Origin of the sequence: Scandinavium sp., from assembly GCF_032012665.1 — a bacterium.
Classification (GTDB): domain Bacteria; phylum Pseudomonadota; class Gammaproteobacteria; order Enterobacterales; family Enterobacteriaceae; genus Scandinavium.
The window spans coordinates 1-19,796 of record NZ_DALZVG010000014.1 but is presented as its reverse complement, the minus strand read 5'-3'; the positions used below and the strand labels follow the sequence as shown (position 1 = coordinate 19,796).

Genomic DNA, 19,796 nt, shown 5'->3' with positions numbered 1-19,796 from the left:
GGGCTTAGTTGGTCAGCGCCGGTTTGTTGTCGATGTTGGTCAGCACACCGCTGCTGTTGAAGGTCAGGGTCAGCGTCTGCTGAGTCACTTTCTCATGACCCGGCTCCTGACGGAAAACGTAGAACCAGGTGTTGGTCCCGAACGGATCGGACATCATCGGCGTGCCCAGAGCATAGGCAACCTGCTGTTGTGTCATGCCGACACGAATTTTTGCGACGTCGTTTGGTGCCAGATAGTTACCCTGGTTGATGTCAGGACGGTAAACCACTCGCTCCAGAGTGGAACAGCCTGCGGTCAACATCAGAAGAACCGCTGCGGCAGCAGTCAGCATTTTACAGCGCATAGTGATTTCATTCCTTTTCGGGCCCGAGCAGTTCACGGCTCAATTGTAATTTGTCGATGATAATAGACCTTTGCCCGGTTGGGAACCTTCTACTTCAGGTCTATCGGCATTTTGCTGTTCACTATGACCCTGTGAAAATCAAAAAGTTTATGCTGCCAGCAACTCTTTGGCGTTTGCCAGCGTGTTGCGGGTGACTTCGCTGCCGCCCAGCAGTCGGGCGAGCTCCTGTAAACGAGCGCGTTTATCGAGCGGCTGCATGTGTGTTTCTGTCATTTCACCGTCGGTTTCTTTACTGACGTAGAAGTGATGATGCCCACAGCCCGCGACCTGCGGCAGATGGGTAACGCACATAACCTGGGTGGATTCGCCTAACTGGCGCAGCAGCTTACCAACAACGGCGGCGGTCGGACCGCTGATGCCGACGTCCACTTCATCGAAAATCAGCGCCGGCGTTTCCATTTTCCGGGCGGTGATCACCTGAATGGAAAGCGCAATACGGGAGAGCTCCCCGCCAGAGGCCACTTTTGCAATTGGCTGCAGAGGCTGACCCGGGTTGGTGGTGACACGAAACTCAATACGATCGGCACCTTCGGCGGTCAGATGGTTCTCTTCAAAGGCAACGTCGATGGTGAATTGACCGTGCGGCATGGAGAGTGAATGCATACTTTCAGTAATTAACGCTGCCAGCTCGGTTGCCGTTGCCTGGCGTAAGGCGTGCAGCTGCTGAGCGGTTTCCAACGCCTGCTGGTGGTGTTTCTGCACCGCCAGCGCCAACGTTTCCTGCGAATCGGCCTGATCGTCCAGCAGCTGCTGTTCATCAAGCAGGGACTGATAAAAGGCAGGCAGTTCTTCTGGCGTGACGCTGTGCTTACGGGCAAGCGACATCTGGCGTGAAATACGCTGCTCCAGCTCGAACAGCCGATTGGGGTCAAGATCCAGGCGGTCGCAGTAGTGACGCAGCTCGTCGCTGGCTTCACCGATCTGGATAGCGGCTTCTTCCAGCATCTCCAGCACGCTGGAGAGCCTGCCGTCCATGCTTACCAGTTCGGTAACCAGCTGACGCGTGCTGTAGAGCTGACTTTGCAGGTTGGCGTCTTCACCGTCGGCCAGCAACGCCAGCGCATGCTGGCTGGTGCTGATCAGCTGACCGCTGTTGGCGAGGCGTTTGTATTCTTCATCAATCTGCTCAAACTCACCGGCAACTGGCTGAAACTCATTGAGTTCTTTCAGCTGATACTGCAGAAGCTCCGCTCGCGCGGCACGCTCCTGGCTTTGCTGCTGATGCTGGGCCAAATCGCGACAGCTCTGGTGCCACTGGCGGTAGCGATCGGCCATTTGCTGCGTCAGTAAGGACTCACTGGCATAGCCATCAAGCAGGGATTTTTGATGTTCAGGTTTCACCAACAGCTGGTGCGCGTGCTGGCCGTGGATCTGAATCAGCAGCTGGCCCAACTCTCGCAGCTGAGAGAGCGGCACGGCGGTACCGTTAATAAAGCCCCGGGAGCGCCCGTCGCTGCTGATAACGCGACGAAGTAAACACTCACGGCCATCTTCCAGCTGGTTGGCTTCAAGCCAGCGCTGCGCGGCGGGGGTATCTTTCAGGGCAAAGCGGGCGCAGAGATCGGCACGGGTAGCGCCCCGGCGTACCATATCGCCTTCGGCACGCCCGCCCAGGCACAACCCGAGCGCATCAATTGCAATGGATTTACCGGCCCCGGTTTCCCCGGTGATGGCCGTCATTCCGCTCTGAAAATCGATTTCAAGTTCGCGAACGATGGCGAAATTGCTGATGGTCAGTTGTGCCAGCATAGTTGTCTTCCTGTATGAAAAACCATAACTGTGTTTACATACAGTATAAACTGGTTTTTTATACAGTAAAGAGGCTGGCGCGAAATCAGAACAATTTTTTTGACCAGCCGAGCTTGGAGCTCAACGTATTGAAATAGTTGTAGTCTTTCGGGTGTATGAGGTTGAGATGATAGTCACAGCGGCGAATCAGCACGTCTTCACCTTCCTGAATCGGCAGGGCAATCTGGCTGTCACAGCTGATTTCGAGATCGGTACGCGGGTGGGCGAAGCGCAGGCGAATGGTGCTGCTGCTGTTAATCACCAGCGGGCGCGCAGAAAGGGTGTGTGGGAACATTGGCACTAAGGTTATGGCATCCAGAGAAGGCGTCAGAATAGGGCCGCCGGCAGAGAGAGAGTAGGCGGTTGAACCCGTTGGCGTGGAGATAATCAGCCCGTCGGAACGCTGGGAAAAGGCGAAGACTTCGTCGATATAAACTTCAAATTCAATCATGTGCGCCACTTTCCCCGGGTGGAGCACGACTTCATTTATCGCGGTACTGATGCGTTTCTGGCAGGATTTCTGGCACACCTGCGCCTCCAGCAGGAAACGCTTCTCGGTGATGTAGCGCCCTTCAAGCACGTCAGCCAGCTGCTGGTGAGCGTTGTCCGGGTCGAGGTCGGTCAGAAAGCCCAGGTTGCCACGGTTAATGCCTATCACTTTGATGTCGTAGCGGGCAAGGGTGCGTGCGGCACCAAGCATATTGCCATCGCCGCCGACGACCACGGCCAGATCGGCCTGTTGACCAATTTCGGCCAGCGTCCCGGTGGCAACGTCTTTTAGTTTCAGCTCGTGGGCAATCTGTTGTTCAACAATGACTTCGTAGCCTTTCGTGGACAGCCAGCGGTACAGCATTTCATGTGTGGTGAGTGCGGTAGGGTGGCGGGGATGCCCGACAATACCGATACACTTGAAATGATTGTTCATTTTCTGGAGGTCCTTGTGGCAAATGAATGATGACAATGTGCCTGCTTCCCTTGAATCCCGCAGCACGATCCCCATAATAAGCGAAGTCAGCGAGATGAATACGAAAAAACGCGGAGAAATTCATGAGTAGTAAAGAACAGAAAACGCCTGAGGGGCAAGCCCCGGAAGAAATTATCAAGGACCAGCACGATGAAGTAGAGGCCGTTGAGCCTGAAACTTCGGCTGAGCAGGTGGATCCGCGCGATGAAGCCATTGCGAATCTGGAAGCTCAACTGGTCGAAGCGCAGAACCGTGAGCGCGATGGCGTGCTGCGTGTGAAGGCCGAGATGGAAAACCTGCGTCGCCGTACCGAGCAGGACGTTGAAAAGGCACACAAGTTTGCCCTTGAGAAGTTCGTGAACGACCTGCTGCCGGTGATCGATAGTCTCGATCGTGCGCTGGAAGTGGCTGATAAAGCTAACCCGGATATGGCGCCGATGGTGGAAGGGATTGAACTGACGCTGAAGTCCATGCTCGACGTAGTGCGTAAGTACGGCGTGGAAGTGGTTGGCGATACCAACGTGCCAATGGATCCAAACGTCCATCAGGCCATTGCGATGGTTGAGTCTGACGATGTTGCTGCAGGCAACGTACTGATGGTGATGCAGAAAGGCTATACCCTGAACGGGCGTACCATTCGTGCGGCGATGGTTTCCGTCGCAAAAGCGAAAGCCTAATCAGGCATCGGTAGTGCCGGGAGGAGGCTGAACGCCTTGCCCGGCCTACATTCTTTATGGCGCGTTATTCCGCCACGCTCTCCCGAATCGGCTTCACCGGCACCACTTTCACCTGCTTAATCATATTGTCCTGTACGTCGAGAATATCGATGTCGTACTGGTTGATTCGCACGCGCGTGCCAATCGCCGGGATCTCTTCCAGCGCTTCCAGAATCACGCCGTTCATCGTGCGAGCTTCATCTTCCGGGAAGCGCCAGTTAAAGGCTTTATTCAGTTCGCGCACGTTGGCGGTGCCGTCAATAATCACCGAGCCGTCGTTCTGTGGGGTGACTTCTTCGGCAAGCGATGGCGACATCGACGTGGTGAAATCGCCGACGATCTCTTCCAGAATATCTTCGACCGTCACTAGCCCCTGAATATCGCCGTACTCGTCCACCACCAGACCCACTTTCTTTTTATTACGCTGGAATTTCACCAGTTGAGTGCTGAGCGGCGTGCCTTCCGGGACGTAGTAAATTTCATCGGCGGCGCGCAGCATCACTTCTTTAGTGAACTCTTTTTTCTCCGTCATCAGACGATAGGCTTCGCGCACGCGCAGCATGCTGATGGTGTCATCCAGCGAGTCGCGGTACAGCACGATGCGGCCGTGCGGGGAGTGAGTCAACTGACGGACGATAGATTTCCAGTCGTCGTTGATGTCGATGCCGACGATTTCGTTGCGTGGCACCATGATGTCGTTGACGCTGACTTTTTCCAGATCCAGCACCGACAGCAGCATGTCCTGATTACGGCGGGAAATCTGCGAGCGCGATTCGTTGACGATGGTACGCAGTTCGTCTTTGCTGAGCGCGCCGCTGATGGAGATGTCCGTTTTGATGCCCATCATGCGCATCAGAATGCGGGTGATGGTGTTGAGCAACCACACCAGCGGCATCATCAGAATCTGCAGCGGAGCAAGCAAAAAGCTGCTTGGATAGGCGACCTTTTCCGGATAGAGCGCGGCGATAGTTTTCGGCAGGACTTCCGCGAATATCAGTACCACGAAGGTCAGGATCCCGGTGGCAATCGCCACGCCCGCATCGCCGTATAAGCGCATCCCGACAACGGTGCCGAGCGCCGAAGCGAGAATATTAACGAGGTTGTTGCCAATCAGCACCAGGCTAATCAGACGGTCAGGCTGACGCAGCAGTTTTTCGACACGTCTGGCGGCGCTGTTGCCCTGTTTCGCTTTATGACGTAAGCGGTAGCGGTTGAGGGTCATCATCCCGGTTTCTGAACCGGAGAAGTAGGCAGAGATAATAACCATGACGACAATCGTAATGATAAGCGCCGTGGTTGAGATATGTTCCAACGGAGATTCCTTTAAGTCTTAGCTCGCGAACTGCTGCAGGACGCGGCTGCCAAAATAGGCAAGCGTCAGAAGTCCTGCGCCCGCCACGTTAAACCAGACCACGCGACGTCCGCGCCAGCCTTCATGATAGTGACCCCATAGCAACACGATATAGACAAACCACGCGATAATGGAAAGGACCGCTTTGTCTATATTTTCGACGCTGAACAGGTTGTGCAGATAAAACAGGCCGGTACACAGGGTCAGGGTCAGGAGGACGACGCCCACCTGAGTGATGTGAAACATTTTACGCTCAATGCTCATCAGCGGTGGCATTTCGCTGCTGAAGGCGAGCTTTTTATTCTTAAGCTGATAGTCAATCCACGCCAGCTGCAGGGCGTAAAGTGCGGCGATGATAAGCGTTGCGTAGGCAAACAGCGACAGCCCAATATGCACCATCATGCCCGGCGTAGTTTCCAGGTGGGTGATGAATTCGTTCGGCATAAAGGTGGCGAAGGCCAGGTTAATTAGCGCAAAGGCATACACGATTGGCAGCAGCAGCCAGCCGCGGTTGCGCGAGGCGACGATCGTCATCACCGTACAAATCATCAGGCTGACAAGCGAACCGACGTTCAGCAGGCTCAGGTTTTGCCCGCTGTCGCCGCCCGGCAGGATGCGAGCTTCCAGCGCAAAGGCGTGGCAAATCAGGGCGATAACTGCTGACAACATCGCCATGCGCCGCCATCCGCTGTTTTTTTGCAGCAGGCCAGGAATGATCAGCGCGAGGCTGATGGAGTAGGCAACAAGCGCGAGCAGGGCAAAAACAGGCATAGATGATGTCGACATTGGCGTGTGATGAAAGAGAAGCAGTATAGCGTTACGTGACGCAGGCTCCAACCGTTGCATCACAACTCGTGCGGTGTCGTGTTATACTGCCGCAAAATTCTGTGTATGTGTCGCTGTGGCGACCAAACGTTTCCACCCCAGGCGAGAGACAATGTTTGATAATTTAACCGATCGTTTGTCGCAGACGCTGCGAAACATCAGCGGACGCGGACGCCTTACTGAAGACAACATCAAAGATACCCTGCGCGAAGTGCGCATGGCGCTGCTCGAAGCCGACGTGGCGCTGCCCGTCGTACGTGAGTTTATCAATCGCGTTAAAGAGAGCGCGGTTGGTCAGGATGTGAATAAAAGCCTGACCCCGGGTCAGGAGTTCGTCAAAATCGTGCGTAACGAACTCGTTTCGGCGATGGGCGAAGAGAACCAGGTGCTGAACCTGGCCGCGCAGCCGCCTGCTGTCGTGCTGATGGCGGGCCTGCAGGGTGCCGGTAAAACCACGAGCGTGGGTAAACTCGGTAAGTTCCTGCGCGAGAAACATAAGAAGAAAGTGCTGGTGGTGTCTGCCGACGTTTATCGCCCGGCGGCGATCAAACAGCTGGAAACCCTGGCGCAGCAGGTTGGCGTCGATTTCTTCCCGTCAGACGTGGCGCAGAAGCCGGTTGATATCGTCAACGCGGCGCTGAAAGAAGCGAAGCTAAAATTCTACGACGTGCTGCTGGTGGATACCGCCGGTCGTCTGCACGTTGACGAAGCGATGATGGACGAAATCAAGCAGGTCCATGCCGCGATCAATCCGGTAGAAACCCTGTTTGTCGTCGATGCAATGACCGGTCAGGATGCCGCGAATACGGCGAAGGCCTTCAATGAAGCCCTTCCGCTGACCGGCGTGGTGCTGACCAAAGTGGACGGCGACGCCCGTGGCGGTGCAGCGCTGTCAATTCGTCACATTACCGGCAAGCCGATCAAATTCCTCGGCGTCGGTGAAAAAACCGAAGCGCTGGAGCCGTTCCACCCGGATCGTATCGCCTCCCGTATTCTCGGCATGGGTGACGTGCTGTCGCTCATCGAAGATATTGAAAGCAAGGTTGACCGCGCGCAGGCCGAGAAGCTGGCAAACAAGCTCAAGAAGGGCGATGGCTTTGATCTGACCGACTTCCTTGAGCAGCTGCGCCAGATGAAAAACATGGGCGGCATGGCAAGCCTGATGGGCAAGCTGCCGGGCATGGGTCAGATCCCGGACAACGTCAAAGCGCAGATGGATGACAAAGTGCTGGTGCGTATGGAAGCGATCATCAACTCAATGACCTTCAAAGAGCGCAGCAACCCGGAAATCATCAAAGGCTCTCGCAAGCGCCGCATCGCTGCCGGCTGCGGCATGCAGGTGCAGGACGTTAACCGTCTTCTTAAACAGTTCGACGACATGCAGCGCATGATGAAGAAAATGAAGAAGGGCGGAATGGCCAAGATGATGCGCGGCATGAAAGGCATGATGCCACCCGGTTTTCCTGGGCGCTAAATCGCTTTAGAGATTGCTTTTTGCGCCGAAATGAGTAAAATTTTCGGGCTTTTAATATAACACCGGGCTCCGTCCCTCGATGGGGCCCGGTGTTTTATTCACACAAGAGGATGTTATGGTAACTATTCGTTTAGCACGTCACGGCGCGAAAAAGCGTCCGTTCTACCAGGTTGTCGTTGCTGACAGCCGTAATGCACGCAACGGTCGCTTCATCGAGCGCGTTGGTTTCTTCAACCCAATCGCTAGCGAAAAAGAAGAAGGCACTCGCCTGGATCTGGATCGTATCGCTCACTGGGTTGGCCAGGGCGCTACCGTTTCCGATCGCGTTGCAGCGCTGATCAAAGCCGCTAACAAAGCAGCTTAATCTGTCACGGTGGTCATGATGAGCAAGCAACTCGCCGCAAAAGCGCCTGCTGAACCGATTGTGGTCGGCAAAATGGGCTCTTGCTACGGTATTCGTGGTTGGCTCAGAGTGTTTTCCTCCACCGAAGACGCCGAAAGCATTTTTGACTATCAGCCCTGGTTTATCCAGAAGGCGGGTCAGTGGCAAGAAGTCGAGCTGGAAAGCTGGCGTCACCACAATCAGGATCTGATCATCAAGCTGAAAGGCGTTGACGATCGGGATGCGGCGAATCTGCTGACCAATTGCGAAATTGTCGTGGATTCCTCACAGCTGCCTGCGCTTGACGACGGTACCTACTACTGGAAAGACCTGATGGGCTGCCAGGTAGTGACCACTGAAGGCTACAGTCTCGGTAAAGTCATTGACATGATGGAAACCGGGTCCAATGACGTTCTCGTCATTAAGGCAAACCTGAAAGATGCGTTTGGCATCAAGGAGCGGTTGGTTCCGTTCCTCGATGGGCAGGTTATCAAGAAAGTCGATCTCACTACTCAAACTATTGAAGTAGATTGGGATCCTGGTTTTTAAAACCTCCGGATTACCGGTAAAAGACGACGTGATGGAGATGGGCTGTGTTTATTGGTGTTGTTAGCCTTTTTCCAGAGATGTTTCGTGCGATTACCGACTACGGGGTAACTGGCCGGGCAGTAAAAAATGGCCTGCTGAGCATTCAGAGCTGGAGTCCTCGAGATTTCGCTCATGACCGGCACCGTACCGTGGACGATCGTCCTTACGGCGGCGGACCGGGAATGTTAATGATGGTGCAACCCTTGCGGGATGCCATTCATGCAGCAAAAGCCGCGGCAGGTGAAGGCGCGAAGGTGATTTATCTTTCACCTCAGGGACGCAAGCTTGATCAAGCGGGCGTCAGCGAACTGGCTACCAGTGAGAAGTTGATTCTGGTGTGCGGTCGCTACGAAGGGATAGATGAGCGCGTAATTCAGACCGAGATTGACGAAGAGTGGTCTATCGGCGATTACGTTCTCAGCGGTGGTGAGTTACCGGCAATGACGCTGATTGACTCCGTCTCCCGGTTTATACCGGGCGTTCTGGGCCATGAAGCATCAGCAACGGAAGATTCCTTTGCTGACGGGTTGCTGGACTGCCCACACTATACTCGCCCTGAAGTGTTGGAAGGGATGGATGTTCCGGCAGTGTTACTGTCAGGCAACCATGCCGAGATACGTCGCTGGCGTCTGAAGCAGTCGCTGGGCCGGACCTGGCTGAGAAGACCTGAACTTCTGGAAAACCTGGCTCTGACTGAAGAGCAAGCAAGGTTGCTGGCCGCGTTCCAACAGGAACATGCGCTAGAGCAACATAAACATGATGGTGAGGCGTAAGCCCCCAAATATCAGTTTACCCAGGATAAGAGATTAAATTATGAGCAACATTATTAAGCAAATTGAACAAGAGCAGATGAAGCAGGACGTACCTTCCTTCCGTCCGGGTGATACCGTGGAAGTGAAAGTATGGGTTGTTGAAGGTTCCAAAAAACGTCTGCAGGCATTTGAGGGCGTGGTTATCGCTATTCGTAACCGCGGTCTGCACTCTGCATTCACTGTTCGCAAAATTTCCAACGGCGAAGGCGTTGAGCGTGTCTTCCAGACTCACTCTCCAGTTGTTGACAGCATTGCTGTTAAACGCCGTGGTGCCGTTCGTAAAGCTAAACTGTACTACCTGCGTGAGCGTACTGGTAAGTCTGCTCGTATCAAAGAGCGTCTTAACTAAGATTCGCTTAAGCGACATCCAAGTTAAAAAGGGCTGGCCGAAAGGCTGGCCCTTTTTTATGCTCGCAAAGCATGGCTTGTCCTGCCGTTGACGAGCTGATTCATGGACTGCAACAACCAGCGTAGAAATCAGAATAAGTTAAGTTCACAACTCCTTGTCAATCATAGGGATTATTGATTTAATTCACTTTTAAAATTATTACGTGGTGAAATCAATGAATGGAAGCACAGACAAAGGTGCCCGTGTTTATACCCCAGTAACCCTCAAGCTCTATGACTGGTGGGTGTTGAGTGTTTCCAACCAGTTTGCCTGGAAATGCCCAACGGAAGAGCATTTAGTCCCGCATTTCTTGCGTAACCTCAGCAAGAAGCACATGGACATCGGCGTCGGCACTGGATTTTACCTGACCCATGCTCCAAAGGACTGCGCTATCTCCCTGATGGATCTGAACAAAACCAGCCTGGATACAGCATCCGCAAGAGCTGGCGATGCAAGGATCGATCGCAGGATCAATCATGACGTTTTTGCCCCGTATGATGCATCCTGCCACAATCAGTTCGACTCTGTGTCTATGTTTTACTTACTTCACTGTCTGCCTGGGACAATGTCGGATAAAGGCATTGTTATCCGGAATGCTGCTCATGCCTTGACTGACAACGGTGTACTTTATGGTGCCACCATTCTTGGGGATGGCGTTGAACACAACGCTTTTGGCCGCAAACTGATGGGGATTTATAACCGCAAAGGGATTTTCTCCAACAGCAATGACTCGGAAGCGGGGTTAAGAGAAATACTCTCGGCATATTTTGCGGACGTCAGTATCAGCGTTGAAGGCACCGTCGCGCTCTTTTCAGCCACACGGAAAAAGTAGCTGGTGCTGCATCAGATACGTCATTTGCGTCACAATGGTTTAACCGTTATGGCGTTAATCAATTACAATGTCTCCGCTCAGGGGGACAGATGGCACAGCACGTAATTCAACGTAATCGCAGCAAACGCACCGCGGCCTGGTTCGCGCTGTTTGCTATGGCGTTGATTCTTGTTGCTCCGCTTATCTCGGTTTCCCTGCAAAAAGACCCGATGAGCGCGATGCCGGGCATGATGCATCATGATATGTCGGTGATGAGCGAGCATCATGAAGATCCAGGTGCGATACCTGCTCCTGCTGACCATGCCGAGGCTTGCGGTTACTGCGTCCTGCTGGCGCACGTACCGGGGCTGATGCTCGCGCTTCTGGCGCTGGTATGTGCTCTGCTATTGCGTATTCGCCAGCGACCGCCGCGGCCCGGCGTTTATATCTGGCACTTCTTCCCATGGTTGACTCCCCACCCGCGCGCGCCGCCGCGTTGTTCTGCTTTTACCTGCTAATCACATAAAAGAATGGGCGCATTGCGCCACGTTCTCGATTTGCTTTTAAAAAGGAAAAGTATGACAACCTGCACCCTTCGCGCGGCATGGATCACTCTGCTGCGCCGTCTTCATTTTGCCGTTGGCCTGTTTGTCGGGCCGTTTATCTTCGTGGCGGCACTGACCGGCACGCTCTATGTCGCGACGCCGCAGCTGGAAAGTCTCCTCTGGCATGATGCCCTTACCGCGGAAAAAAGCGGGCAAGCGCATTCCCTGGCGGAACAAATCCGCGTTGCGCAAGCGACCCTCGATCGGCCCTTAGCGCTTTATGCCGTACGACCTTCACTCACGCCAGGTGAGACAACGCGCGTGATGTTCAGCGATCCCACCCTTGGGGAATCGGAAAGCCGGGCGCTGTTTATCGATCCCGTAACGCTTGCCGTGAAGGGCGATATGACGGTCTATGGAACCAGTGGGATTTTGCCGCTGCGCCAGTGGATTGATTATGCTCATCGTTCTCTGTTATTGGGCAACATAGGGCGTCTCTACAGCGAGCTTGCGGCATCCTGGATGTGGTTCGCCGCGTGTGGCGGGATTGCGCTATGGTTTTTCACTCGTCCGAAAAGGCGGCTTAATAATCGCGTGCAGAATAACCGTCGCCTGCACGTGACGCTTGGCTGGCTCCTGCTGGGGGGAATGCTGCTCTTCTCCGCGACGGGGCTGACCTGGTCGCAATGGGCCGGCGGGAACGTGGATAAGCTTCGTGCTGCCTTAAACTGGATGACGCCGCAGGTGAATACGCAGCTCAACGGGCAGGCCATGACCAGGGATCCGCATGCTGAACATCATGCAGGGATGAATATGCCAATGATGATGCCACTGGATTTGACGAAGTTTGATGCCGTTCTCCGTCTGGCTCAGCGTAACGGAATTGTGGCAAGCAGACTCGAAATCAGGCCCGCCAAAAGTCAGGATAAGGCCTGGACCGTGACGGAAATCGATCGCGGATGGCCGACTCAGGTGGATGCTGTCGCGATCGATGCGGCAAAGATGCAGATTGTCGATCGCACCCGTTTTGCAGACTTCCCGTTAATGGCTAAGCTGACGCGCTGGGGCGTGGATTTCCATATGGGTTTGCTGTTTGGCGTGGTGAACCAGATCCTGCTGATCGCGTTTGGTACGGCGCTATGCGTGATGATTATCGTGGGCTATCGTCTTTGGTGGGTCCGCCGCCCTCTGCCAGCGACTTATAATCCGCTAATGACGCTGACGCAAAGCTGGTGCGATCTGGCCGGGCGAGGACGAGTCGCGGTCATCGTGCTGGCGATTTTGCTCGGCGTTGCGATGCCCGTTCTGGGCGTGAGTCTGTTGCTGTTTGTCGCTGTGGACGTGCTGCGCTGGCGGATGGCAAGCGCAGCAGCTGTAGCAGAGTCCGTAGAGTAAGGCGGATCAGGGCTCGCTGATGACCACCGTCACACGGCGATTTTCGGCGCGGCCCTGTGAGGTTTTGTTGCTTGCGACAGGATATTTCTTCCCAAGCCCGCGAGTAGTGAGGTTGGCGCGTGGAATATGCGCGCCTTCCGCCCAGGCGTCTGCCACGCGATCGGCGCGCTTAAGCGACAGCGCTTCGTTATAGCCATCTTCGCCATAATTATCCGTGTGCCCGTCCATGCGGGCATGCGTCAACCCGGTAGCGGCAAGGCGTGAAGCCATGGTCTGGATCTGCTGGCGGCTCTCAGGTTTGAGTTGATAATCGTTGGTGTCGAACAGGATTTTGTCTGAAAGCCCTAAAGACCAGTCGCCGTCGCTTTCACTGAACCCCCAGTGCTTCATTTCCGTAATCTGTTCCTGAGAGAATTTTCCCTGTGGCGCCTGGCAGCCGCTTAAAAGAAAGGCGGCAAGCAGGGCGGGAGCGGCAAAGCGCTTAAGCATAGTGAATTCCTTATTCATGACGACAGTGTCCTCGTACGCTGATTCTTCATCAGGTACATTTTTTTATCAGCCTGCTCCAGCAGCGTTTCCACGCTGCTATGTTCAGCAGTCAGGGCATAACCAATACTCAGTGAAAAAGGGGTCATATGACCGTTATGCATGCTCATAGCCGGGGTAAAGCGCTGTGCCAGCTCGCCGCACAGCCGCTGAACCTGGAGCTCATCGCTGATATTGCTGAGCAGAATGGCGAATTCATCTCCCCCCAGACGGAAGGCGTGATGGGCCTTGCCGCTGAATTCAACCAGACGCAGGGCCGTTTCAATCAGGACGTAATCCCCGGCAGTATGACCCCAGGTATCGTTGATGTATTTGAAGTCATCCCCATCCATAAACAGCAGGGCAGAGCCGGATTTGGCGGCAGGGTCGGCCATCAGGGCATTAATATGAGTGCGGAAGGACGCGCGATTGGGCAGGCCGGTCAGCGGATCGTGCATCGCCGTTTGCAGAAGCTGATCGTTTTTTGCCTGCAGCGAGTGCTGCCACTGTGCCATTTCATCCAGCAGGCTGTTGAAGTCCTGAGCAAAACGATGAAACTCTTCAATACGCTCTTCCGGTACGCGACGGGAAAAATTGCGGTTGGTACGCACGTCATGCGCCACATCAGCAATATTTTGTAGCGCGTTCACAACATCGGCATGAAGATGACGCGAAATCACCATTGCTGCTGCCGTTGCCAGCAAGATACAGGTGGTCAGGACGGCAAGCGACGTCCAGATGAAATGGCTTATCAGGCTGTCGCGGGCGGTAAGTCTGATTTGCCCAATAACATCGCCATTGTGTATTACCGGTTGGGTAGTCGGGCTTGGGAACAGCCAGTGGCTGATCATCAGGTTAAAGCGCTCGCTGCTGGCTTCACTTTCATAGGTCCAGTGGGCAAAAAGCTGGTCGCGCTTATCGAACACGTCGGCCCGGGCAAACTGGCCCTGTTTGCCCAGCGATGCCAGCGTATCCGTGGCGGCTGTTTCATCACGAAACACCAATGCAGCTTCAATCGTGTGACTCAGCGTGGCACCGGTCAGCTCGAGGTTCTTCTGTGCATATTGCTTCAGCGAAACCACGGAAACAACGCACAGCATCAGCCAGGCCAGCGTCATCGTAATCACGATGCTGGTCATATTGATTCGCCGTAAAGTTCTTTTAAACGTCGGGCGCTGCGCGGCGGAGAAATCCTTATTCATGTTCTTTATTCCGGGCAAGCATTAATACGTCAGGATTGACCCTGACGCCACTTCTTGAAAGTGCATCAAGATTGACGGAAAACGTGACTCTCTGGGGACGGATTTGCAGGCAAAAGGCGCTGCCAATCGCACAGTCTGGATTCTGTTCTGAAAGGGTGAGCAAAGGGTGTGATGCAAACTGACGAACGATCGCCTGCTGGCTTTCGGGGGATTCGAGTCCAAAATAGAGGGCATCACAGCGGGAGGCTAATGCTTCCTGTTCATTCTGTACCGTAACCGGGTTATAAGGCCTGGTCTCTGCATCGCCTTTTTGCAGGGCGGAAACATAAGCAGAACTTGAGAAAATACAGAGGGTTGGCTTGTCATTGAGCGCCGGCCAGCGCGTGTAGCTAACAATCCCCGAGACGATTTCGCGGACAGCACTATCCTGCCCGGCAGGTGCTGCAAATACCGGCGTCACGGGGGACAGAAATACCAGTGCCAGCATTGGCTGGCATAAAACACATCGCCACCGGGTGCTCACGAAAGGTTGCCACGCATCCAGAGTTAAAACATTCATGTAAGTTATATGAAGACTAACATTATTCATACAACCAGTCATTAGCGCCCTTAATACATTCCGGAAGAAACGCTGGCTATATTATTTTCAGGCTAATTAAGATAACGATTAATTCAGCCTGTTGGATTGCGCACCTTCATTCATCCCTTTTTGCCAGGCTTCCCGCAGCGCGGTGGCATCGGGTCTGGAATCGCAGCCTTCGGGAAATATTTTGCCGGAAACGCCCCAGCCAAAAAGCAGGTGCGTCTGGCAGATATCTTCCAGGCCAATGGCATAACCTTTCAGATAGATGTGGCGATCGACTTTGGGATCGTTAAGGTCGTTAGCCAGCTGTGCTTCGCTGCGGGCGGTGATGCCGCTTCGCCCGTCGTCGATACCTTCGCCGTACCAGTCCGTGGCGCTTTTTGGCAGATCCGCGTAGGGATCAAGCTGGCATCCGTTTAGTAAAAGCAGTAATAGCGCGCACAGAATGGGTTTCATGAGCATCTCCTGAACAGGTATTTTCAGCATAGCCTGTTCGATGCCTATCGCGAGTGGAATGTTTTGTTTACAATAAAAAGCAAGATAAATGCGAGAAATGGCCTGATGTAAATTTATATTTACGAATTATGGATTGAAATCTTTACCGTGTGTGGTAATGTAGACACATCCTCAATGAGGAAACCAAACTATCGCAAACGAGCTATACAGGATCGCCATCATGCAAAAAGACGCGCTGAACAACGTACATATCGCCGACGAACACGTTCTGATCACCCCTGAAGTGCTGAAAGCGGAATTCCCGCTGAATGCCGCTCAGGAGGCCCAGATTGCTGAATCCCGTCAGACCATTTCCAATATCATCGCCGGTCGCGATCCGCGCCTGCTGGTGGTATGCGGGCCGTGCTCCATTCACGATCCGGAAGCTGCGATTGAATACGCTCGTCGTTTTAAAGCCCTTGCCGCAGAGGTCAGCGATAGCCTCTACCTGGTGATGCGCGTCTATTTTGAAAAACCACGTACTACCGTGGGGTGGAAAGGTCTGATTAACGATCCGCATATGGATGGCTCGTTTGATGTTGAAGGCGGTCTGAAAATTGCGCGTCGCCTGCTGGTGGAGCTGGTTAACATGGGGCTGCCGCTGGCAACCGAAGCGCTGGATCCTAACAGCCCGCAGTACCTTGGCGATCTGTTCAGCTGGTCTGCAATCGGTGCTCGTACCACCGAATCGCAGACGCACCGAGAAATGGCTTCTGGTCTTTCCATGCCGGTTGGCTTCAAAAACGGAACCGATGGCAGCCTGGCAACGGCAATCAACGCCATGCGCGCCGCTGCGATGCCGCACCGTTTCGTCGGCATCAACCAGGCCGGGCAGGTTTGCCTGTTGCAGACTCAGGGGAACCCTGACGGCCATGTGATCCTGCGCGGCGGCAAAGCGCCAAACTACAGCCCGGCAGATGTCGCACAGTGCGAAAAAGAGATGGAACAGGCGGGACTGAAACCAGCGCTGATGGTAGATTGCAGCCATGGTAACTCCAACAAAGACTACCGCCGTCAGCCCGCGGTGGCAGAATCCGTGGTTGCGCAGATTAAAGACGGCAACCGTTCCATTATCGGCCTGATGATTGAAAGTAACATTCATGAAGGTAATCAGTCTTCCGAACAGCCTCGCTGCGATATGAAGTACGGCGTTTCGGTGACGGATGCTTGCATCAGCTGGGAGACGACGGATGCGCTGCTGCGTGAGCTCGATAAAGATCTGCGTGGCCAGCTGGCGGCTCGTCTGGCGTAAGAGGAATTTATGGTTGCTGAACTGACCGCGCTACGCGATCAAATAGATGAAGTCGATAAGGCGCTGCTGGATCTGCTGGCGCGCCGTCTGGAGCTTGTGGCCGAAGTCGGCGAGGTGAAAAGTCAATATGGCTTGCCGATTTATGTCCCTGAGCGTGAGGCATCCATGCTGGCGTCTCGCCGCGAAGAGGCGGCCGCGCTGGGTGTGCCACCGGATCTTATCGAAGATGTCCTGCGTCGGGTGATGCGCGAGTCCTACTCAAGCGAAAACGACAAAGGCTTCAAAACGCTTTGCCCGCAGCTGCGTCCTGTAGTCATTGTCGGCGGGGGGGGGCAAATGGGGCGTCTGTTCGAGAAGATGCTCATGCTGTCAGGCTATCAGGTGCGAATCCTCGAGAAAGAGGACTGGGCGCGTGCAGAAGAGCTGGTGGCCGATGCGGGTATGGTTATCGTCAGCGTGCCAATCCACGCGACGGCACAGATCATTGAGAAGCTGCCAGCGCTTCCGGACGACTGCATTCTGGTTGACCTGGCCTCGGTGAAAGCCGTGCCGTTACAGGCGATGCTGGCGGCACACAATGGCCCGGTGCTCGGGCTGCACCCGATGTTCGGTCCGGATAGCGGAAGCCTGGCGAAGCAGGTTGTGGTGTACTGCGACGGTCGTCAGCCGGAAGCCTATCAGTGGTTCCTGGAGCAGATTCAGGTTTGGGGCGCGCGGCTGCATCGCATCAGCGCGGTGGAGCATGACCAGAATATGGCGTTTATCCAGGCGCTGCGCCATTTCGCCACGTTTGCCTATGGTTTGCATCTGGCTGAAGAGAACGTCCAGCTGGAACAGCTTCTGGCGCTCTCATCGCCGATTTACCGGCTGGAGCTGGCGATGGTCGGGCGTCTGTTTGCCCAGGATCCGCAGCTGTATGCTGACATTATCATGTCTTCGCCAAGCAATATTCAGCTTATCAAGCGGTACTACACACGCTTTGGGGAGGCGATTGGTCTGCTGGAGCAGGGCGATAAACAGGCCTTTATCGACAGCTTCCGTAAAGTGGAACACTGGTTTGGTGATTACGCACAGCGCTTCCAGAGCGAAAGCCGGACGCTGTTACGCCAGGCAAACGACAGTCGACAGTAAAAAAGTGTTTTATACTCGAAAGCCAGAGGGGAAACCCGCTGGCTTTTTTTTCACAGGGAAATCACCATGCCGCAGCCTGAAGTGTTGTTCGATTACGCCGGCCATTTGCCGGAATGTCCGACCTGGAGCGAAGCCGAACAGGCGCTTTACTGGGCCGATATCCTCGAATGTGAAATCCACCGCTACGATCTGGCAAGCGGTGAGCATCAGGTATTGCAGTTTCCGGAAGAGGTCGGCTGTTTTTCACTGCGCGAAAGAGGCGGATTTATCGTCGCGCTGCGTAGCGCCATTTGGCTCAGTGATAAACATGGTCTGCTGGTGCGTAAAATTTGCGATAACCCCAGTAATGCTGAGCTGGCAAGGTTTAATGACGGTGGCACCGATCGCGATGGGCGGTTTTACGCAGGGACGTTCTGGGGGCCGGGCGACTATAACGGTGCATTGCTGGTTCGCGTAGACAACCATCTCAGACCGAAAGTGATTCAATGCGATATTCACGGTGCTAATGGTCTGGCGTTCAGTGTGGACAAAAAGTGGATGTATACGTCTGACACGCCCAACGCTGTCATTTACCGCACGCCGTTGGATGAGCAAGGCGAACCTGGCGTGCGCGATATTTTCCGTCAGTTTCAATCGGCTGAGGGTATTCCTGATGGTGCAGCTATCGATGAAGAAGGCTGCTACTGGAGCGCGATGTTTGATGGCTGGCGGGTGGCAAGATTTTCGCCGGAGGGGGAACAGCTGGCCGAATATCGTTTACCGGTGCGCTGCCCGACGATGGTCTGCTTCGGCGGGCCTGAGATGAAAACGTTGTTTATCACCACGACCCGGGAAAACATGAGCGCTGAGGAGATAAGACAATATCCCCTTTCCGGTGCAATCTTCACCCTGCCGGTTGAGGTGGCAGGAATGAAGAAATTACCGTTTATCGAGGCCTAATCCGGGTCGACCGGCACCACGTTCTCACTCGGATAGCAGCCCAACACTTTCATGGAGCGGGTGATCTCGCCCAGCTCCTTCAGCGCCTTCTGCATGGCTTCTGACTCCAGGTTTGCCTGAACGTCCAGATAAAACATCTCTTCCCACGGGTTGCCGTAGATCGGACGTGACTCAAGCTTAGTCATGATCAGATTATGATTACGTAATACCAACAGCGCCTCTACCAGGGCACCGGCCTGTTGCCCGGTTGCCATTAGCAGCGTGGTTTTTGCCGGTACCTGATCGGAGACGTTGATGGCTTTACGGGCCAGAACGACAAAGCGGGTGATGTTCTGCGTCTGGTTTGCCAGGTTGCGTTCCAGCACCTGTAAACCATACAAACCGCCGCCTGCTTCACTGCCCAGTGCCGCCACGTGCGGTGAATTGGCCTCTGCCACTTTTTCCATCGCCGCAGACGTGCTTTCGGTGTACTCGATTTTCCAGTGCGGATAACGGTTCAGGAACTGGCTGCACTGCTGGAACGGCTGCGGGTGGCTGTAGACAGTTTCAATCTTATCAAGGTCAGTCGAGCCGGACACCAGTACGCAATGATCGATAGGGATCGTCATTTCACCGACGATAGAAAGGCTGGTGTGCTGCAACAAATCGTAGACGTCATTGATGGCGCCAGAGCTGGTGTTTTCGATAGGCACCACGGCGTAATCGGCCTGTCCGGTTTCCACCTGGTTGAAGATGTCGGCGAATTTAGCGCAGCCACTTTCAATAAATTGCTCAAAATGGCGGGCGGCATACTGGCGCGCCGCGAGGTGTGAATAAGAGCCTTTTGGCCCCAGGAACGCGACGCGGGCAGAGTGTGGGTTAATTTTGTTAAGATGCTGCTGGAGCAGCGCCTGCTGTGTCAGGACTGAATCTTCAATAATCAGCTGGAACAGGCGGGTGATGTAGTGCGCATCCAGGTGGTGCGTTTTACCGAGTGTAATCAGGCGTTCGAGCAGGTCGCGCTCGCGGTCAATATCGCGTACCGGGCGATGAGACAGCAGTTTTGCTTTGCCTACTTCTACCGCCAGCCCCCGGCGCTCGGCCAGCAGAGAAAGCAGCTTTTCATCCAGCGCGCTAATCTTATCGCGCAGAGCCAGTAACGGGTTTTCCGCAGTCATAATGTCGCCTTTCTTGTTATCAATAAAAAAGGCCCCCCGGTGTGGGAGGCCTCATTGTTCGTCTTCGCAT

At 54.4% G+C, this 19,796-nt stretch carries 22 protein-coding genes; 12 read left to right on the top strand and 10 right to left on the bottom strand.

The genetic code is table 11. From position 1 onward, the window contains the following. Nucleotides 1-4 precede the first annotated feature (4 nt). The 3 genes from bamE to nadK form a co-directional block, all read right to left on the bottom strand. Nucleotides 5-343, bottom strand: a complete 339-nt coding sequence (bamE, locus tag RTU33_RS12690) for an outer membrane protein assembly factor BamE (protein WP_097164679.1) — start codon at nucleotides 341-343, stop codon at nucleotides 5-7. 147 nt (nucleotides 344-490) lie between these two features. Beyond that, nucleotides 491-2,152, bottom strand: a complete 1,662-nt coding sequence (gene recN / locus RTU33_RS12685; protein ID WP_312627812.1) for a DNA repair protein RecN — start codon at nucleotides 2,150-2,152, stop codon at nucleotides 491-493. A gap of 85 nt (nucleotides 2,153-2,237) precedes the next feature. Further along, nucleotides 2,238-3,116 carry an NAD(+) kinase gene (gene nadK / locus RTU33_RS12680; protein ID WP_312627811.1) on the bottom strand — a complete coding sequence of 293 codons (879 nt, stop codon included), beginning with the start codon at nucleotides 3,114-3,116 and terminating at the stop codon, nucleotides 2,238-2,240. 122 nt (nucleotides 3,117-3,238) lie between these two features. Between nadK and grpE the strand changes: the two genes are divergently transcribed. Then, entirely contained in the window at nucleotides 3,239-3,832 is a 594-nt protein-coding gene (gene grpE, locus RTU33_RS12675; RefSeq protein ID WP_312627810.1) for a nucleotide exchange factor GrpE, read from the top strand. Nucleotides 3,833-3,896: 64 nt separating this feature from the next. Here the strand turns inward: grpE and RTU33_RS12670 are convergent, their stop codons facing one another. Then, the gene (locus RTU33_RS12670) at nucleotides 3,897-5,183 is read right to left on the bottom strand and encodes an HlyC/CorC family transporter (RefSeq protein WP_312627809.1); all 1,287 of its coding nucleotides are present in this window, start codon (nucleotides 5,181-5,183) and stop codon (nucleotides 3,897-3,899) included. Nucleotides 5,184-5,201: 18 nt separating this feature from the next. Further along, nucleotides 5,202-5,993, bottom strand: a complete 792-nt coding sequence (locus RTU33_RS12665; protein ID WP_312627808.1) for an inner membrane protein YpjD — start codon at nucleotides 5,991-5,993, stop codon at nucleotides 5,202-5,204. A 166-nt stretch (nucleotides 5,994-6,159) separates the two neighbouring features. On the opposite strand from RTU33_RS12665, the gene ffh reads away from it, so the two are divergent. The 8 genes from ffh to RTU33_RS12625 all read left to right on the top strand — a co-directional run bounded on the left by ffh (nucleotide 6,160) and on the right by RTU33_RS12625 (nucleotide 12,442). Continuing rightward, a complete protein-coding gene (gene ffh, locus RTU33_RS12660; protein ID WP_312627806.1) occupies nucleotides 6,160-7,521 on the top strand; it encodes a signal recognition particle protein in 1,362 nt (453 codons plus the stop codon). Between the two features lie 115 nt (nucleotides 7,522-7,636). Next, nucleotides 7,637-7,885, top strand: a complete 249-nt coding sequence (rpsP, locus tag RTU33_RS12655; RefSeq protein WP_312627804.1) for a 30S ribosomal protein S16 — start codon at nucleotides 7,637-7,639, stop codon at nucleotides 7,883-7,885. Between the two features lie 18 nt (nucleotides 7,886-7,903). After that, nucleotides 7,904-8,452: a ribosome maturation factor RimM gene (gene rimM / locus RTU33_RS12650; protein WP_312627913.1), complete on the top strand. Its 549-nt coding sequence runs from the start codon at nucleotides 7,904-7,906 to the stop codon at nucleotides 8,450-8,452. A 44-nt stretch (nucleotides 8,453-8,496) separates the two neighbouring features. Beyond that, on the top strand, nucleotides 8,497-9,264 hold the full coding sequence (gene trmD / locus RTU33_RS12645; RefSeq protein ID WP_312585589.1) for a tRNA (guanosine(37)-N1)-methyltransferase TrmD: 768 nt from the start codon (nucleotides 8,497-8,499) through the stop codon (nucleotides 9,262-9,264). A 40-nt stretch (nucleotides 9,265-9,304) separates the two neighbouring features. After that, the gene (rplS, locus tag RTU33_RS12640; protein ID WP_006178051.1) at nucleotides 9,305-9,652 is read left to right on the top strand and encodes a 50S ribosomal protein L19; all 348 of its coding nucleotides are present in this window, start codon (nucleotides 9,305-9,307) and stop codon (nucleotides 9,650-9,652) included. A gap of 214 nt (nucleotides 9,653-9,866) precedes the next feature. Then, nucleotides 9,867-10,523, top strand: a complete 657-nt coding sequence (locus RTU33_RS12635) for a class I SAM-dependent methyltransferase (RefSeq protein ID WP_312627803.1) — start codon at nucleotides 9,867-9,869, stop codon at nucleotides 10,521-10,523. Between the two features lie 89 nt (nucleotides 10,524-10,612). Further along, nucleotides 10,613-11,020, top strand: a complete 408-nt coding sequence (locus tag RTU33_RS12630; protein ID WP_312627802.1) for a DUF2946 domain-containing protein — start codon at nucleotides 10,613-10,615, stop codon at nucleotides 11,018-11,020. 60 nt (nucleotides 11,021-11,080) lie between these two features. Then, nucleotides 11,081-12,442, top strand: a complete 1,362-nt coding sequence (locus tag RTU33_RS12625) for a PepSY-associated TM helix domain-containing protein (protein ID WP_312627801.1) — start codon at nucleotides 11,081-11,083, stop codon at nucleotides 12,440-12,442. A 6-nt stretch (nucleotides 12,443-12,448) separates the two neighbouring features. Here the strand turns inward: RTU33_RS12625 and RTU33_RS12620 are convergent, their stop codons facing one another. The 4 genes from RTU33_RS12620 to RTU33_RS12605 form a co-directional block, all read right to left on the bottom strand. Beyond that, entirely contained in the window at nucleotides 12,449-12,931 is a 483-nt protein-coding gene (locus tag RTU33_RS12620) for an OmpA family protein (protein ID WP_312627912.1), read from the bottom strand. Nucleotides 12,932-12,945: 14 nt separating this feature from the next. Next, a complete protein-coding gene (gene dgcN / locus RTU33_RS12615) occupies nucleotides 12,946-14,169 on the bottom strand; it encodes a diguanylate cyclase DgcN (protein WP_312627800.1) in 1,224 nt (407 codons plus the stop codon). Continuing rightward, nucleotides 14,162-14,656, bottom strand: a complete 495-nt coding sequence (locus tag RTU33_RS12610) for a YfiR family protein (protein ID WP_312627911.1) — start codon at nucleotides 14,654-14,656, stop codon at nucleotides 14,162-14,164. Before RTU33_RS12610 ends, dgcN begins: the two co-directional genes overlap by 8 nt. 180 nt (nucleotides 14,657-14,836) lie before the next feature. After that, nucleotides 14,837-15,208 carry a DUF2799 domain-containing protein gene (locus tag RTU33_RS12605; protein WP_312627798.1) on the bottom strand — a complete coding sequence of 124 codons (372 nt, stop codon included), beginning with the start codon at nucleotides 15,206-15,208 and terminating at the stop codon, nucleotides 14,837-14,839. A 220-nt stretch (nucleotides 15,209-15,428) separates the two neighbouring features. Between RTU33_RS12605 and aroF the strand changes: the two genes are divergently transcribed. The 3 genes from aroF to RTU33_RS12590 all read left to right on the top strand — a co-directional run bounded on the left by aroF (nucleotide 15,429) and on the right by RTU33_RS12590 (nucleotide 18,569). Continuing rightward, on the top strand, nucleotides 15,429-16,499 hold the full coding sequence (aroF, locus tag RTU33_RS12600) for a 3-deoxy-7-phosphoheptulonate synthase AroF (protein WP_312627797.1): 1,071 nt from the start codon (nucleotides 15,429-15,431) through the stop codon (nucleotides 16,497-16,499). 9 nt (nucleotides 16,500-16,508) lie between these two features. Then, nucleotides 16,509-17,630, top strand: coding sequence for a bifunctional chorismate mutase/prephenate dehydrogenase (gene tyrA, locus RTU33_RS12595; protein ID WP_312627796.1), 1,122 nt, complete (start codon nucleotides 16,509-16,511; stop codon nucleotides 17,628-17,630). Between the two features lie 66 nt (nucleotides 17,631-17,696). After that, nucleotides 17,697-18,569 (top strand): SMP-30/gluconolactonase/LRE family protein, encoded by an 873-nt coding sequence (locus RTU33_RS12590; RefSeq protein ID WP_312627795.1) that lies wholly within the window; start codon nucleotides 17,697-17,699, stop codon nucleotides 18,567-18,569. Here RTU33_RS12590 and pheA read toward each other — a convergent pair. After that, nucleotides 18,566-19,726, bottom strand: coding sequence for a bifunctional chorismate mutase/prephenate dehydratase (gene pheA / locus RTU33_RS12585; protein WP_312627794.1), 1,161 nt, complete (start codon nucleotides 19,724-19,726; stop codon nucleotides 18,566-18,568). The two genes, RTU33_RS12590 and pheA, sit on opposite strands and share 4 nt — an antisense overlap. Nucleotides 19,727-19,796 lie beyond the last annotated feature (70 nt).